At 30.6% G+C, this 16,596-nt stretch carries 14 protein-coding genes; 5 read left to right on the forward strand and 9 right to left on the reverse strand.

The features are described from left to right. Positions 1 to 173 precede the first annotated feature (173 nt). The 6 genes from FOF46_RS24040 to FOF46_RS24065 all read right to left on the reverse strand — a co-directional run bounded on the left by FOF46_RS24040 (position 174) and on the right by FOF46_RS24065 (position 6,619). On the reverse strand, positions 174 to 1,340 hold the full coding sequence (locus FOF46_RS24040) for an acyl-CoA dehydrogenase family protein (RefSeq protein WP_143918226.1): 1,167 nt from the start codon (positions 1,338 to 1,340) through the stop codon (positions 174 to 176). A gap of 138 nt (positions 1,341 to 1,478) precedes the next feature. Next, positions 1,479 to 2,351: a helix-hairpin-helix domain-containing protein gene (locus FOF46_RS24045; protein ID WP_143918227.1), complete on the reverse strand. Its 873-nt coding sequence runs from the start codon at positions 2,349 to 2,351 to the stop codon at positions 1,479 to 1,481. A gap of 13 nt (positions 2,352 to 2,364) precedes the next feature. Further along, entirely contained in the window at positions 2,365 to 3,975 is a 1,611-nt protein-coding gene (locus tag FOF46_RS24050) for an alanine/glycine:cation symporter family protein (RefSeq protein ID WP_143918228.1), read from the reverse strand. A 99-nt stretch (positions 3,976 to 4,074) separates the two neighbouring features. Continuing rightward, positions 4,075 to 5,091 carry a potassium channel family protein gene (locus FOF46_RS24055; RefSeq protein WP_143918229.1) on the reverse strand — a complete coding sequence of 339 codons (1,017 nt, stop codon included), beginning with the start codon at positions 5,089 to 5,091 and terminating at the stop codon, positions 4,075 to 4,077. After that, complete coding sequence (locus FOF46_RS24060) at positions 5,088 to 5,309, reverse strand: PspC family transcriptional regulator (protein ID WP_035085698.1); 222 nt, start codon at positions 5,307 to 5,309, stop codon at positions 5,088 to 5,090. The genes FOF46_RS24055 and FOF46_RS24060 overlap by 4 nt, the downstream gene beginning before the upstream one ends. Before the next feature lie 29 nt (positions 5,310 to 5,338). Then, entirely contained in the window at positions 5,339 to 6,619 is a 1,281-nt protein-coding gene (locus FOF46_RS24065; protein ID WP_143918230.1) for a DUF2851 family protein, read from the reverse strand. A gap of 170 nt (positions 6,620 to 6,789) precedes the next feature. Here FOF46_RS24065 and FOF46_RS24070 point away from each other — a divergent pair, with 170 nt between their 5' ends. Further along, positions 6,790 to 7,647, forward strand: coding sequence for a peroxiredoxin family protein (locus tag FOF46_RS24070; protein WP_143918231.1), 858 nt, complete (start codon positions 6,790 to 6,792; stop codon positions 7,645 to 7,647). A 359-nt stretch (positions 7,648 to 8,006) separates the two neighbouring features. On the opposite strand, the gene FOF46_RS24075 is transcribed toward FOF46_RS24070, so the two are convergent. The 3 genes from FOF46_RS24075 to FOF46_RS24085 all read right to left on the reverse strand — a co-directional run bounded on the left by FOF46_RS24075 (position 8,007) and on the right by FOF46_RS24085 (position 11,835). After that, on the reverse strand, positions 8,007 to 8,987 hold the full coding sequence (locus tag FOF46_RS24075) for a helix-turn-helix domain-containing protein (protein ID WP_109434849.1): 981 nt from the start codon (positions 8,985 to 8,987) through the stop codon (positions 8,007 to 8,009). A gap of 151 nt (positions 8,988 to 9,138) precedes the next feature. After that, positions 9,139 to 10,500 (reverse strand): pyridoxal-phosphate dependent enzyme, encoded by a 1,362-nt coding sequence (locus tag FOF46_RS24080; RefSeq protein ID WP_109434875.1) that lies wholly within the window; start codon positions 10,498 to 10,500, stop codon positions 9,139 to 9,141. A 93-nt stretch (positions 10,501 to 10,593) separates the two neighbouring features. Beyond that, positions 10,594 to 11,835, reverse strand: coding sequence for an ABC transporter permease (locus tag FOF46_RS24085; RefSeq protein ID WP_143918232.1), 1,242 nt, complete (start codon positions 11,833 to 11,835; stop codon positions 10,594 to 10,596). An 89-nt stretch (positions 11,836 to 11,924) separates the two neighbouring features. Between FOF46_RS24085 and FOF46_RS24090 the strand changes: the two genes are divergently transcribed. The 4 genes from FOF46_RS24090 (at position 11,925) to FOF46_RS31770 (ending at position 16,287) form a co-directional block, all read left to right on the forward strand. Next, positions 11,925 to 13,118: an exo-beta-N-acetylmuramidase NamZ family protein gene (locus tag FOF46_RS24090; RefSeq protein ID WP_244299737.1), complete on the forward strand. Its 1,194-nt coding sequence runs from the start codon at positions 11,925 to 11,927 to the stop codon at positions 13,116 to 13,118. A gap of 65 nt (positions 13,119 to 13,183) precedes the next feature. Next, the gene (locus FOF46_RS24095; RefSeq protein WP_143918234.1) at positions 13,184 to 15,334 is read left to right on the forward strand and encodes a tetratricopeptide repeat-containing sensor histidine kinase; all 2,151 of its coding nucleotides are present in this window, start codon (positions 13,184 to 13,186) and stop codon (positions 15,332 to 15,334) included. Then, positions 15,324 to 15,971 (forward strand): response regulator transcription factor, encoded by a 648-nt coding sequence (locus FOF46_RS24100; protein ID WP_109434845.1) that lies wholly within the window; start codon positions 15,324 to 15,326, stop codon positions 15,969 to 15,971. Before FOF46_RS24095 ends, FOF46_RS24100 begins: the two co-directional genes overlap by 11 nt. Before the next feature lie 160 nt (positions 15,972 to 16,131). After that, complete coding sequence (locus FOF46_RS31770; RefSeq protein ID WP_167571935.1) at positions 16,132 to 16,287, forward strand: hypothetical protein; 156 nt, start codon at positions 16,132 to 16,134, stop codon at positions 16,285 to 16,287. Positions 16,288 to 16,596: the final 309 nt, after the last annotated feature.

Consider the following 16,596-nt stretch of genomic DNA (forward strand, 5'->3'; position numbering starts at 1 on the left):
TCAAATTAAGTATTTAATACCAATCGCAAACGTTTGAAATCTAACGCAAACGTTTGCGTGTTGATAAAATATCTAACATTAACACTTGACACTATTAAAAAAAGCAAAGAGCAATAAAATATAATATCTTATTGCTCTTTGTTTTTATAATTAAGGAACGTAATTATTTAATTTTAAGTTGCCGCTTTATATTCTTTCTTATCAATAACTATTTTAGCTATTATTTCTCTTAAAATTTCCGAAGTACCTCCTCCAATAGGCCCTAATCTACTATCTCTAAGCAATCTTGCCAGTGGATATTCTTCCATATAACCGTATCCTCCAAGTAATTGCAAACATTTATAAATAGCTTCATCTGCCATTTTTGTAGATAGCAACTTAGACATTGATGCTTCCTTTACTACATACTGTCCGTCATCAAGTCTTTTAGCAATTGAATAATTAAACTCTTTACACATTTCTACTTCACTAGCTATATCTGCTACTGTATGACGCAGCGCCTGAAACCTATCAATTGTTTTTCCGAAAGCTTCTCGTTCTGACATATATTGTATCACATAATCCAATGCGTATTCTGCACGTGCATGTGCATTAACACCCATGATTAATCTCTCTAATGCAAAATGTTGCATTATATATGAGAACCCCTTATTTTCCTCACCCATAAGGTTATGAGCAGGGATTTTTACATTATCAAATGCTATCTCCCCAGTATCAGAAGCTTTCCAACCTAATTTTTCTAATTTGGTTGCAGATATCCCAGGAGTTTCTCTATCAATAACAAAGATACTTATACCTTTATTTCCTAGTTCAGGATTAGTTTTTGCTGCAATTACAAGATAATCACTGTACACTCCATTGGTTATAAATGTTTTAGAACCGTTTATGATGTAATGATCTCCATTCTTTACTGCTGTAGTTCTCATACCTGCTACATCAGAACCTCCAAAAGGTTCTGTAATCGCCAAACATCCTATTTTCTCCCCAGATATACTCGGTCTTAGATATTCTTCTTTAATTCGATCATCTCCCTCTTTATTTATATGAGTCATAGCCAAATATGCGTGTGCCCAAATAGCAGCTGCAAATCCACCTGAGTTAATCTTTTGTAATTCTTCTAACAGAATAACCGTATAAAAAAGATCGAGTTCTAATCCTCCATATTTTTCTGGATAGGCAATACCAAAATACCCCATCTCACCAAATTTCTCCCAAATAAATCGATCGATATCTCCAGTTTTTTCCCATTTATCTATATGGGGGGTAACTTCTTTTTTTAGGAATTCTCTAAGGCTTTCTCTAAATAATTCGTGCTCTTCTGTAAAATACATACTATCCATATGGTAACTCTAACTTTTTTAGTTAACATATTACTGTGGGAAGTGATAAACCAATATAGCAAAACCATAATCAAAAACAGATTTTGGAATTATATATTAGAGATTCATCAGGAATTCACAGCAATTTTTTTCCGATTCTCAATTTAATGTCAAATATAGCTTTATTCTATCTATTTTTTCTAAAGAAAAACCTTCGATTTTTTTCAATTCAGTAAAGTCCGAAATATCACCATTACTCTCTATAAAATCTTTAATATCTAATGCGGTCTCAAAATCAAAATAGGGCACATCCATTAGGTCTTTGACAGATATGGTATTAATATTCATTCTTTTAACCGTTTTTGGAGTCTTAACTGTAAACAAGGACAATATCATATTTCTCTGATGATCATAGAGCCCTGAAATATCCTGAAGTTGTATATCGCTCACAAATCCTCCTATCTTGTTTCTATATCTTATAATTCGTTCAGCAATAAAATCTGGCACATTAATATTTTTTTGAAGCTCTTCTGAAGTAACACTATTCAAATCTTTTTTTTCAGCATAGGACTTGCTCGGATATTTCTTTTTGAAATACGACTTGGATGTTTTATTGTTTTTAATCCATACAGGAAATCTAAATAGTGGTGAAATAATTTTCAATAGTGAATCAGAGACTTGTGTTACTTTTTTAAAATCAGAAACAGAATTAATCCATTTACCTTTATTTCTATACTCATGCAAACGATCTAATTCTTTAGCAGAAAGACCTAATACATATCCTTTATGATCAGAAATAAAATTAGGGTTAAATGTTGACACACGGTATTTTGTCTTACTATTTTTTGCTACCTCCTTAAGAGAGTCTATCTGATTCTGAAATTCGGTAAGTTCAATAAAACTACTTTCAGACACTTTTGGTTCGGGGTAAAAATAATACCCTAATATAGTTAGCAGAAGAATTATTGATAAAAGAAAAATCCCATTTCGAAAACGTGTATGTATCTCAAAATGGGATCTTATATGTTTCATTGTATATGTTGTATTATTTTTTTGAAGCTTTTATTGCTTCAAAATAACGTCCTAACTGTTTTTTAACTACAGGGAACAGGAAGAATAAACCTATCATATTAGGAAAAACCATTGCAAAAATCATTGCATCAGAGAAATCCCAGATAGACCCCATACTAGCCGCTGCACCAATTACCACAAAAGTCAAAAACAATAATTTATATGTTAAATCTGCAACCTTACCTCTTCCAAATAAATACTTCCAAGATTGCAATCCATAGTATGACCATGAGATCATTGTAGACACTGCAAAAAGCACTACTGCAATGGTCAAAAATATATTAGAATAAGGTATATATTGTGCAAAAGCTTTAGAAGTAATTCCGGCACCTTTAACTATTTCATTACCTATCATTACTGCTCCACTACCATCTGAACTAACGTCAGCTCCATATTCGAAAGCTCCTCCAAAATTAAATATAATAATTACTAGGGCAGTCATTGTACAAATCACTACAGTATCAATAAACGGCTCTAACAAAGCTACAAGTCCTTCACTAGCAGAATATTTTGTTTTTACTGCAGAATGAGCAATAGATGCAGATCCTGCTCCAGCTTCATTAGAGAATGCTGCTCTTTTAAATCCTACTAACAAAACTCCTATAATACTCCCAACTCCTATTGCAGTAGGGTTAAACGCTTCTGACACAATCAATCCAACAGCATCATCTATTAATGAGAAATTACCAAAAATTATATATAAACAAGCGATAATATACATAACCGCCATAAAAGGAACTACTTTTTCTGTAACCGAAGCAATTCGTTTAATTCCACCAATAATAATAATTCCAACAAAAATTGCAAGTACAATTCCTATCCAGAATCCGGCTCCTGTACTTTCTAGACTAAATATCTCTTTTAAAACTATTGTTGCCTGATTAGATTGTGCTGCATTTCCACCACCAAAAGAACCACCGATACAAAATATTGCAAATACTACAGCAACAATTTTACCAAGAACGGTAAATCCTTTTTCTTTTAAACCTTTACTTAGGTAATACATAGGTCCACCATACACAGTTCCATCTTCACCAACATCTCTATACTGAACCCCAAGAGTACACTCTACAAATTTAGTTGACATTCCTAATAACCCACAAACAATCATCCAAAAGGTAGCTCCCGGTCCTCCGAGGGCAATAGCTAGTGCTACTCCTGCTATATTCCCGTTACCCACTGTTCCTGAGACTGCAGTTGCTAATGCCTGAAAATGACTTACTTCTCCTTCTTTAGACTCATCTCGTATTGTATCCTTAATATCTCCATCTACAGCTGCCGATGGATCTCCTAAACCATGTCCTTCTACATCATCATATTTACCACGTACCACATTAATTGCTCTTCCAAAATATCGAATATTAGGAAAACCAAAATAAAGTGTAAAAAATAAAGCACTTAATACTAATAATATAAGAACAAATGGAACTCCAAAAACTTTAAAAAAGACTACTGCAGAGAAAAAATCAGCTACTGGTCTAAACGCTTGATCTATTTTTTGATCAAGTCCAACTTCTTGAGTTTCTTGTGCGAATGTTAAAAATGGAATTGTGAGTGCTAACAGTGAAAGAAGAATTCTCTTCATGATTATGTGAGTTAATTAAATTTTAGTTATAAGAAGTGAGCAAGATGCTAAAAAAAACGGTCGTGTACAATTTTTAGTGAGTTAAATGTTTTGTAACAGTTAAATATTAAACTCTTTATTAAGCAAATTAATTTGTTCTGGACGTCCTAAAACTACAATCTTAGAACTCGGCCTTAAAACTGTGTCTGCTTCGGGGTTTACAATATACTCTCCCTCTGGGGATTTATATCCTATAATTGTACATCCCGTTTTAGATCTCATATCAATGGTTCGAATCGTTCTTTCTTGTTCATCATCAAACATATCTTCAAAAGAAACTTCTTCTATATTTATTGATCTTTTACCTACAATAGAAAGATTATCCAAAAATTCTATCAAATCAGGAACTACAACTAAAGAAGCCATATGATCTCCTCCAATACGATCTGGCATAATTACATTATCAGCTCCGGCCAGTCTTATTTTTTTATATGATGTATCTTGTGAAGCTCTACTTATTATTTTAAGTTTTTTATTAATTTGTCTAGCAGAAAGTACTATAAACAGATTATCAGCATCTTCTGGAAGTGTACAAATTAAACAATCTGCATTTTTTATACCTGCTTCAATCAAAACATCATCTTCTGTAGCGTTTCCTTTAAGAAACAACAATTGATCACTCTGATACCTTTCTATGACATCATTATCTTTCTCGATAATAATAAAGGGTTTATTATAGGCTAATAACTTTACCGCCGCTTGTTTACCATTACGACCATATCCAATGATAATAATATGATTTTCGAGCTGATGTATCATTTTTTGTGTTTTTCGATATTGTACTCTTTTGGGATCATTTTTGCTTACTATATACTCTGTAATTACAGAGACAGAATATGCAAATATAGACACACTAGTAGCGATTAGGAAGATTGTAAATAATTTGGCATTCTCATCCAAGGGATGCACTTCACTAAATCCAACCGTTGACATCGTTATGACGGTCATGTAGAGGGCGTCTGTCCATGAATAATCAGAAAAAAACTTAAAACCTATTACTCCAATACTAATTACAATAATTAATAAAATTAAAGCAATATATACTTTTCGTCTGCCCCAATTATAAATTTTTATCATAAGTCAAATACAGAAGTTCGTTTAGTATACACCAAGTCTTTTAATTTCAACCAAAACGCCATATTAAGATATATTACAAATCCTAATCCTGCTGTAGCAAAAGTTAAGTAAATAAAGAATAATCGTACATTCTTAGCTCGCATACCTAACCGATCCGCTAATCGTGAAGAAACATAAAATCCGTTACGTTCTAGAAAATGTCTTAAATTATAAAGCATACCGCAAAATAATTATATTAAACTAAATTCTAATCACCATTTAATAAATAATTCCCAATTGCACACTTTAAACATGCTTTTTGATCACAATATCGACTCTTTAACTGAATCATAGCCTGAGAGTGTAGTGCATTCTCAATAGGAATTTTTAATCCTTCAAATTTATCAACAATACTATTTTTTTCTTTAGAGAGTTGAGAAATTAATTTAAAAACCTCATCATCAGGATATCGACCTATACTTCTTGCATGTAAAAATTTAATTGGAATTATAGTATTGATCAATAATAGATCTACAAAAGATTTTGTTATCCTTTTCCTTCTAATTTTTGATTCCTTTTGAAATGTATAGTGATTTTCCCAAAAACTACTTGCCTCAACACTAAACAGTGTATAGAAGTCTTCAATATTATTAACACGAATAATTGAACTAAAAAGCCGATTATTATTAAAATATAACATGGCTAATTGAGCTAATCGTATAGTAGGAAAGTTTGATGGTCTCAACCTAAAAAATTGAAAAGGTAATATTCCTTGAGTATCCAATTGAAATTTAGATTTTAAAAATACATATTCTTTTTTAAGAGATTTGGCATACTCATTTTCATAATCTTGTTCTAAAAAACCTGCTTGACCAAAAAACAAGGCTTCTAATTTTTCACATGCTATACTACATTTCCTAAGAGTAGAAAAATCTATCGAGTTTGCTAAGCTCAAAAAAGCATCTCCGTTTACTTTTAATCCAAAATTTTTTGCCAAAAGTTTAAAAAGCACTGCTTCCCAATCATTAGCTGATTGATTTAAAAGTTCTGTTATATAACTTGATTTCTGCTCTAATCTTTCTAAATACAATCTTTCTTGCCAATTAGACAAAACAAAATTAGAAATATAAGGGAGTTGTTTTTCACATCCGATCCAGTGTTTATTACTTTCTGTAAAAAGCTTTTTGTATCTATTTAATATTTCATGAGATACATAATCCTTAAGTTGTAGTGTGGGAATTATCGTATTATCTTTTCTAAATATTTCGATGTCATCTTCCCAGACTACGTGAAGAATTACATTATCATAGGCTGGATCATTTTCATGATTATGCACATACCAATCGCTTGATCTGATATGAATTTCTACATTCCCTGCCCATTTCTGACCATTTATAATAAGTCGGGCATTAAAAAAATCAGGGCCTGAATGATCTGTATTATGTAATCCAACTTGTTGCAAAAGAAGGTTTTCTTGCTTTGTTGTTTTTAAATCAGAAAGTTCAAACTTTTTATACTTCCAAAGGTATTGGAGTAAATCTTCTTTCATCTGTATTGCGTATTGTTTTATATTACAAATTGTAATTTGCTACTAAACATCACGGGTAGGATAAAGAAAATGTAATAGCGAATCTAAATAGTGCATGAAAATACTAAATATTATCTTAATCTTGTAAGCTCTACATTAGAACATTGACCAAATTACAAACTCCAATATAAATGAACAATATCTTTAAATCTGTTTTTATATCAATTTTTCCTGTAATTGCTCTCTATTATGCTATAGACAGTATTGTACACCTCATTAATCATAGTGTATCATATCGATATATAGGAAGATTAATCTTAGCTTCTACTATTGTTACCTTTTTTCTTTTTCTTTTTATTAAACCAGTAGCAAGAACAGATTCGAATCTAAAAAAACATACTATAAGTATTGCGATAGGCCTTTTAATAAGTCTAATATTTGGAGGAGCAATAGAGCAAGATATACATGGTTCATTACCTAGTATTGCTCTATTTTTAGGATGGGTTTTATACATAAAATGGTATTCAACTTTTGAAGATAGAAAAAAAAACACAATGCTTAAGATTGGTAGTTATTTACCAGAATTAGAACTACAAAATATTGAAAAAAAAAGAATCAATACCTCAAAATTTATTGGTAATCCATCTATTTTTCTTTTCTATCGCGGCAACTGGTGCCCATTGTGTATGGCTCAAATCAAAGAAATTGCCTCACAATATAAAGAACTTGAAAAACGAAACGTAAACATCATATTTATCAGTCCACAATCTCATGGTCACACAAAATCACTTGCTGAAAAATTTAATTTGAATTTTAATTTTTTAGTAGACCATAAAAACAAAGTTGCTAAACAGTTACATATTCTTTCAAAAAATGGATTACCAATGGGTTTTCAAACCTTAGGATATGACAGTGATACGGTGATGCCAACTGTATTAATAACCAATAGTGAAGGGAAAATCATTTTTGCAGATCTTACAAATAACTACAGAGTACGCCCAGAGCCTGAAACTTTCCTCAAAATTATAGACACATATACCTCAAAATAAAGTCATATTTATCTAATTGACTCCCTAAAAAAGCACATATAAAAGAGTGTAAAAACACTGAAAAATACTTTAAAACCCTTCATAAAATGAGTTTAACAAGTTAAATTTCTTAAAATCAAGTTAATTCGATATAGAAATGTACTATTGGTAAGATTTTATGTATTAATGGAAAACACTACTACAATTTCATTTCTTTTCTTTGTTTGGAATTAAAAGGGAAAATTAATTCATTCAAAAAATATTAAGATTACAAAACCCTAAGCTAAGTTGAGTTTGTGTTAGGTTATTGATGGTTGTCATTTTTGACGACCATCTTTATTTTTAGACTATTTCTAAACCTCATCAATCTTTTATATGTCTTATGAATTCATATCCGGGTATATATCAAACTTATTAAAAAAAGCTTTTCTAAATTTTGAAGAATTCGAATAATTAAGAGTATCCATTACTTCTCTTATCGAAAGGCCATCACCAATGATCATATTATATGAAATCTCAAGTCTTCTATTATTAAAAAATTCTAACGGTGTCTGATTATGTATTTCTTTAAACATATTAAAAAAATTAGTACGACTCATATGTGCCATAGCTGCTAATTGGTCAACGCCAATAAATGGTTCTTGAATATTATTTCTTAAATAATTACTTACTTTATATATACTTCCAACCTGAGCACTATTAATATTAAAAGGATTGCTTTCTGTTTCCCATTTTAATACATCTTTCCAAAATGTTTCTAACAAACGTATCCCTCTGGCTATAAAATAAAGGTAATTTTCGACCTTATCTACATCAGGTTCTACAATTTGGTCAAAAAGATTTGATTGCTTGTATGAAAGATAAAACTTATTAATGTGTTGATGTGAATACCTAATATAGCTATCTACTCTTTCTGCCATATCGTTATTTTTCATAAAATATGGTTCGGTGTAAGAGCTTTTTAACACAATCATAGTAGATTTTACTTCTGCTCCCTTTGTGATAAAAACTTGTTCTCCCTGCTGACCATCCATACATCTCATATTACCTGGTGTATAGCTATCAGAATAGGTGCTTATAATTTGATTTTTTTCTAATTGATGATCTAATGCATACTTTCTAAAATGAAGTATAATATCCTTTTCATTAATCGGTTGTCTTATGTATTCAATATCTGCATTAGCTCTGTAATTATTAACCAAGAGAAAGACTTCTGGAGATATTTTATAATATGATAAATATCCTTCTCCTATTTCGGGAGGAAAATAAATCCGATCGGTAGTACTATTCGGATCCAATTGAGACCTAAAATAGTTTCTTAATTTATCGATATCAGAAAAGTCAAATGTATATTTATGCATATTCCCTCATTTTACAACTATATTATTTTAATTAAGATCATTATTCCCTAATAAAGTTGCGCAATATATATCCAAATAAAATATAAAAACAACCCCTTTATCAGCCAATAACGCTAATAGAGGGGGTAAATTATATTTTAAATATAAGGATTTATTTTATATGACTAATTACGTCATATTTTGTAATAATATGATGCTTCCCATTATCTAAAGCAACCAGAACTGCAGGATTGCCGTTCTTAATCAACTTAGAAATTTCATCAAGAGAAGTTTTTGAAGATACAATAGGATACGGATCTTTCATAACATCCTTAATAGGAGTATTATCCATATTTTTATCATCAAGAAATGCAGAAAACAAAGCACTTTCATCTACAGAACCAACAAAACCTTCACTATCAACAACAGGAATTTGAGAAATCTGAAATTTACGCATACGCTCGATCGCGTGTGATACCAATTCTTCAGTTTTAACAGTAATTAATGGTTTTTCTATATGATCTTTTACGAGGTCATCTGCGGTAGATACTTCTTCATCAAGAAATCCTCTTTCTCGCATCCAATCATCATTAAACATCTTGCCCACATATCTACTACCATGATCATGATATAAAATAACCACTACATCATCTTTAGTAAAATTTTCTTTTAATTGAAGTAATCCTTTTATAGCAGCTCCTGCGCTATTTCCTAGAAACATCCCTTCTTCTTTAGCTAGTTTTTGTGTATATACGGCAGCGTCTTTATCTGTTACCTTGGTAAAACCATCTATAACTGAAAAATCTACATTTTTAGGTAAAATATCTTCTCCAATACCTTCTGTGATATAAGAATAAATCTCATTCTCATCAAAAACACCCGTTTCATGGTATTTTTTAAATACCGAACCATAAGTATCAATTCCCCAAATCTTAATATTTGGATTTTTTTCTTTTAAATATTTTCCTACACCAGATATTGTTCCTCCTGTACCTACTCCTACTATAAAATGTGTTACTTTACCATCTGTTTGTTCCCAAATCTCTGGTCCTGTACTTTCATAGTGTGCCAGAGCATTAGAAGGATTATCATATTGATTTACATACCATGAATTTGGTGTTTCTTCTGCTAATCTTTTTGAAACTGAATAATATGATCTTGGATCGTCTGGTTCTACATTAGTTGGGCACACCATTACTTTTGCTCCTACAGCTCTAAGAATATCCATTTTTTCTTTAGACTGCTTATCTGCCATCACACAAATTAGCTTATATCCTTTTACAATTGCAACCAGAGCCAATCCCATTCCTGTATTTCCAGATGTCCCTTCAATAATTGTTCCTCCTGGTTTTAATCTGCCATCTGCTTCTGCATCTTCAATCATTCGTAAAGCCATACGATCCTTTACAGAATTTCCTGGGTTAAAAGTTTCGTATTTTGCTAATACTAAAGCATCGACATCCTTTACCATAGCATTCATCTTAACCAGGGGTGTACCACCAATGGTTTCCAATATATTATTTGCGTATTTCACTCCAATATTTTTAAGTCTCCCAACATGGGTATTTTGCAGCGCAAAGATACAATCTAGATTATCGTTTGACAATTTTTAGGTAAGAATACCTATTTATTGAAAACGTATCGATTTGGTTGGCGATATTTTTGATATAATGTAAGAAGGAATAAGCAACATTAATAGACACAACATCATAGTTCCAATATTAAGTACTAAAACATAACTTATATCAATGTAAACTGGAGCTGTGCTCACATAATATGTTTCAGGATTAAGTCCTACTATACCATAATGTTTTTGAAGAAATAGTAACCCGACTCCAATAAGGTTTCCCCAGAATAAACCAATTAAAATTAGATATCCGGCATTGTACAAAAACATTTTTCTTATACTCCAATCACTAGAACCTAAAGCCTTTAATATTCCTATCATAGGAGTTTTTTCGAGAATCAAAACTAACAAAGCGGTAATCATATTAATTCCTGCTACCAGGATAATAATTCCGATAATACCTATAATATTAAGGTCAAATAATTTTAGCCATTCAAAAATAGTAGCATACTTTAAAGCGATGGTTTGACTATCTAATGTAGAAGGTATGTTTTCATAAATTTCCTGCCCTTTTTGATCTATACTATCAAAATCATCAATAAATACCTCAAAATTTCCAATTTCATCTAGTTTCCACTTATTCATTTTCTGAATATGTCGAATATCTGCGAAGAGAAAAGTTTCATCAAATTCCTGAAATCCAGAATTATATATCCCAACTATTTGAAAAGCTCTTATATAAGGATTTGAATTACGCTTAGCATTTTTCTTTAAAAAATAAGTAATTGCTTTATCCCCTATAGTTAACCCTAAACGATTTGCAATATGTGAAGACAATAAAATTTCTTCATTAAGTTGATCTCCATAATTAGGTAATCTTCCTTCTATCAGATATTCTTTAAAGTAATCCCAATAATAATCTTTTCCTACTCCTTTTACTACAACTCCTTCAAAATCTGTTTCTGTGCGTATTAGTCCCATTTTGGTTGCTACTCCTTGCATATGAACTACACCATCAACATCAGTAAATTCGGGATAAAAACTCTGATTTATTGTTATCGGAATCAAGGACTCAACACTATTGTTATTATCAAAACTTGAAATTAGCACATGCCCATTAAAAGCGGCAACTTTTTCTCTTATTTTACGTTGTAAACCCACACCAGTAGCAACAGTAATCAACATCATAATCACACCTATTGCGATAGCGGATATTGCAATTTTTATGATTGGAGTTGAAATGCTACTTTTATGTTCCTTACCTTTGATAAGGCGTTTGGCAATAAAATACTCGAAATTCAAGCTTAACTATGGTTTTTATTAGAAATGCATTCAAAAATACATTTTTATTCGTTTGCACCCTTCTTATTTTTTATGGAAGTATAACAAAAATGTATTCACAGGATTTACCTGATGCACAAAACACAATAAAAAAAGATAGTATTATAGGGGATACTACAAAAATCAAATCACCTCTCGTAGGAGCAAATCAGATAAAATCATATCTACCACTCTTACAAAATAAAAAGGTTGCTATTGTAAGTAATCAGACATCAGTAATTTTTAAAGATAGTATCACAAATCAACATTATATACATCTTGTCGATTCATTGTTATCACATAATATCAACATTCAAAAGGTTTTTGCTCCAGAACACGGTTTTAGAGGTAAAGCTGATGCAGGAGAACTGGTAGCCGATGGTAAAGATGCTAAGACGGGACTTCCTATCATTTCATTACATGGTAAAAACAAAAAGCCTTCTGCGGCCACTTTAACAAATATAGATATTGTTGTTTTTGATATACAAGATGTTGGAGTTCGTTTTTACACTTATATTTCGACATTACATTATGTAATGCAAGCCTGTGCAGAAAATAAGATTCCTGTACTTATATTAGATCGTCCAAATCCTAATGCTCATTATATTGATGGGCCTACTCTAGAAAAAGAACATTCGAGTTTTTTGGGGGTCCATCCTATCCCCCTTGTACACGGTTTAACTATTGGGGAGTATGCAAATATGGTAAATGGTGAAGATTGGTTAGGAAAAGGACTAAAATGTGAAGTCACAGTTATCCCTGTAAAAAATTACACCCATACAACTCCATATAGTTTACCAATAAGACCTTCTCCTAATTTACCAAATGATAAAGCAATTAACCTGTACCCTAGTCTTGGTTTTTTTGAAGGCACAACTATAAACGCTGGTCGTGGTACTGAAACTCAATTTCAGATCTTTGGTTCTCCTGATTTAGCAATAGAAAAATATGACTATGCATATATTCCTAAACCCAATTTTGGTGCTAAGTATCCCAAACATAGAGGAGAAGTATGTTATGGAAAAGATTTAAGAAAAAGTGAATCCTTAAGTGCTATACATCTAGGATGGTTAATCAATGCCTATAATAATTCTAATGATAAAGAAAAGTTTTTCAATACCAAATCGTTCACCATTCATGCGGGTACAAAAAAGCTACAGCAACAGATTGAAGAAGGATTAAGCCCTGAAGAAATTAGAAGTACTTGGATGGAAGATCTTCAAAAATTTAAAATAAAAAGAGAAAAATATCTAATTTACCTGTAATACAAAACTGATAAAACCCCCTTTTTCAGGGGTATTAGTGTATGTAGGAATTAATACATTTGTTTATGTTGAGATTTTTACGAAAACTGATAGTATATCACTTCTTTATATTCTGCCTTGTACTGAAAGCACAGATAAAAGAAGATACATTCTCACGCCCTTCTGAAAGCTTAAAAACAGAATACAGAGAGAAAAAACGTATTGAAGAAGCTTATAATCTCCTCAAAAACAACAAAGAAAAAGAAGCGTATATCATTGCGCATGAATTATTAAAAAAAACACTTGATAATCGTTCCAAAACTAATGTCAATTTACTTTTGGGGTACTATTTTAATTCAAGGCAAATAAATGATTCCTCATTATTCTACACTAAAAAAGCATTAAAGTATAATAAACTAATAAAAAATGATTCATTAAAAAATAGAACTTATAGTTTAGGTTACAATTTGTTTGGTATAAATAATAAAAGAATAGGGCTATTAGAGGAAAGCAGAAAATGGCATCGTAAAGGAATTGATATTTCTCAAAAATTTAAAGAAAAAAATCTTTATTACACACATACTCATGGTCTTGCATTAGTATATAGCGAAATGGGAGATTATAAGAGCGCATTAAATTTATTCAAAGAATGTTTGACCTATAAAGACAACCCAACTATTACATATGGGAGTTATATTAATATTGGTAGTATTTATGCTAAACTTAACGATTACAAATCTTCTAATGACTATTATCAAAAAGCTTTAAAACTTAGTCAACAAAAAGAAAACTACCACGCTATTGCAGTCATCAAAATAAATCTAGCTATAAATTATCAAGATCAAAAAGATGTTGACAAAGCTACTACCTTATACAATGAGGTAATTTTATTATCAGAAGAAAAAGAATATAAGCATCTTTCACTAATTGCCCGCCTTAACAAAGGAAGCGTCTATAAAGATTTAAAAAAATATAATGATGCAGAAATCGCATTCTATTCGGCTTTACATGATGCCATTGAACTAGGTTATTTAGATGATCAAAAATTAATATATGACAATTTAAAAGATATTTTTATTGCCCAGAACGATTATAAAAAAGCCTTTGAATTTGTAACAAAATCTTTTGAAATCAAGGACTCAATTAACAAATTACAAAGTGATAAAGAGATTGATGAACTCGAAGTAAAGTATAAAACGTTACAAAAAGAAAAAGAAATAAAAGTACTACAGGTAGAAAATTACAACCGAAAATTAGAACTTAAAAACCAGGATGAGGCCATTAAAAATCTCAAATTGCAACAAGAAGTGCAAAAAAAAGAAAATGAAAACAAAATTTTATCCTTTCAAAATGCTTCAGAAAAAAAACTGAATGAAATTACTTTGTTAAAAAAAGATCAGGAAATTCAGGAAACTAAATTAATTAGACAAAAAGGTATTAAAAACACAATTTTGTATTCTTTTTTAATACTTCTTGTACCTGTTATTGGTTTATTAGTTACATATTATCAAAAACTTCAAACTCAGAGTGAATTAAATAAAAAGCAAGAAGAAATTAGTGGACAAAAGATTTCATCATTACTTAAAGATCAGGAACTTAAACTTATTAAAGCTTCAATAGAAGGTCAGGATAAAGAGAGAAAACGTATTGCCCAAGAACTACATGATAGTATTGGAGGAAATCTGGCAGCTATAAAATTACAACTTAACAATCCCACTAATAGCAATAAAGAAGATTACTTAAAAACTATTAACTATCAAATAGATGACACCTATGAGCAAGTGAGAAGCCTTTCTCATAATTTAATTCCTAAAAAATTTAGTAAAAATAATTTCTGTGATGTACTTGAAGAATATTTTAGTAATATAGGAAAAAGTAGTAGTCTTACTACTTCTTTTGTAGTATACCCCAGAATTGAGATTGATTTCTTAGAAGAAATATTACAAATCGAAGCTTTTAAAATTATTCAGGAATTAATCACCAATACAATCAAACATTCAAAAGCCTCTTCTGTAGAACTACAACTAAATCTGGTAGACAATGTATTAAGTATTCTATTTGAAGATAACGGGATTGGCTTTAATCCAAATAACAATAATGACGGAATAGGTTTTGAGAATATAAAAAGTAGATTAAACAAAATTTATGGTACTTTTCACATTGATTCAAGAATTAACAGAGGTACCATTATAAATATAGAAATTCCAACTTTAACCACAATCGCAAATGAAATATAATTTAATTATCGTAGACGACCATAAAATGTTTTTAGATGGTTTACTTAGTATACTTAATTCAGAAAATGAGTATAATATTTTACTAACCGCCAAAGATGGAAAACACATAGCAAAATATCTAGAAATCAATCCAGATGAAAGAGTTGACCTCATTATCACAGATATTTCTATGCCAGAATTAGATGGCATTGCTCTCAATAAAATCATAAAAGATAGAAAGAAAAACACGAGAACTCTTGTGGTTAGTATGCATAATAATGCGGACATGATTGATAACCTCATTGAGCATGATGTAGATGGGTATGTTCCTAAAAATGCAGAAAAAGAAGAACTTTTAAAAGCAATAAAAACAATCCTAAAAGGAGAGAAATATTTCTCGAAAGAAATAAAAGATATCTATCTGGAAAACAAGTTCTCTAAAAAAAGACAAGAAGAAATTAAACTTACTCAAAGAGAAATTGATGTTATTACTTTGATAGCACAAGAACACACTACTCAGGAGATTGCAGATAAACTGTTTTTAAGTAAGCATACTATCGAGAGTTATAGAAAGAACCTCATCGCAAAACTTAATGTAAGAAACCTAGCTGGACTTACTAAGTATGCATTAAAAATGAAGTACATCAAAAATGGATAATCTCAGTATATTTAACCACAATTTCAAAATGGACAAAAACTCTTGTAACCCACTGTTTTTCACTGAAACCAGGTTTTTGTTTCACTGGAAATAGGGTGATTATCCTTGCTAGTATCGCCTAAATTTATTGTAGAAAATTATATTAATTAAAACTACAATTATGGTGAAATTAACATTCGCACAGCTTGAAGAGCAAGGAAAACAAATTCTAAGTAAACAATCATTGTCAAAAGTATATGGGAAAGGAGGAATAAAAAGGCCTATTTTTGAAGTTCCGGGCCCCTCTCCAGTATATCATGAAGAAGAAATAGAATAAAGCTTTTCTATAATAAAAAGACTGTCTTTTCTGACAGTCTTTTTTTATTGTTATTTGTTTATATCATTTAATTTTTAAGTATTTTTAAAGTGAGTTAAAAAATATATTAAACTCAAATGATTTTAAAAACAAATTAAAACTAAAAGTTATGGTGAAATTAACAATTGGCTATTTCGGAGTGACTGTGCCACCTATTTCGGTCAAATGGTGCCACTAAGAGAGATCTTGCAATAATAGTTAAATTTTGTTATTAGTCCTTTTTAATTTTTCCTTTTCTTAATGATTCCCCCACAAGATTAATACGATGTG

Origin of the sequence: Aquimarina algiphila, assembly GCF_007489275.1 — a bacterium.
GTDB classification, from domain to species: domain Bacteria; phylum Bacteroidota; class Bacteroidia; order Flavobacteriales; family Flavobacteriaceae; genus Aquimarina; species Aquimarina algiphila.

Bases quoted from the DNA above. Each gene is read 5' to 3' on its own strand.
- FOF46_RS24040 (WP_143918226.1), bottom strand. From the start codon at position 1,340: ATGGATAGTATGTATTTTACAGAAGAGCACGAATTATTTAGAGAAAGC.
- FOF46_RS24045 (WP_143918227.1), bottom strand. From the start codon at position 2,351: ATGAAACATATAAGATCCCATTTTGAGATACATACACGTTTTCGAAAT.
- FOF46_RS24050 (WP_143918228.1), bottom strand. From the start codon at position 3,975: ATGAAGAGAATTCTTCTTTCACTGTTAGCACTCACAATTCCATTTTTA.
- FOF46_RS24055 (WP_143918229.1), bottom strand. From the start codon at position 5,091: ATGATAAAAATTTATAATTGGGGCAGACGAAAAGTATATATTGCTTTA.
- FOF46_RS24060 (WP_035085698.1), bottom strand. From the start codon at position 5,309: ATGCTTTATAATTTAAGACATTTTCTAGAACGTAACGGATTTTATGTT.
- FOF46_RS24065 (WP_143918230.1), bottom strand. From the start codon at position 6,619: ATGAAAGAAGATTTACTCCAATACCTTTGGAAGTATAAAAAGTTTGAA.
- FOF46_RS24070 (WP_143918231.1), top strand. From the start codon at position 6,790: ATGAACAATATCTTTAAATCTGTTTTTATATCAATTTTTCCTGTAATT.
- FOF46_RS24075 (WP_109434849.1), bottom strand. From the start codon at position 8,987: ATGCATAAATATACATTTGACTTTTCTGATATCGATAAATTAAGAAAC.
- FOF46_RS24090 (WP_244299737.1), top strand. From the start codon at position 11,925: ATGTATTCACAGGATTTACCTGATGCACAAAACACAATAAAAAAAGAT.
- FOF46_RS24095 (WP_143918234.1), top strand. From the start codon at position 13,184: ATGTTGAGATTTTTACGAAAACTGATAGTATATCACTTCTTTATATTC.
- FOF46_RS24100 (WP_109434845.1), top strand. From the start codon at position 15,324: ATGAAATATAATTTAATTATCGTAGACGACCATAAAATGTTTTTAGAT.
- FOF46_RS31770 (WP_167571935.1), top strand. From the start codon at position 16,132: ATGGTGAAATTAACATTCGCACAGCTTGAAGAGCAAGGAAAACAAATT.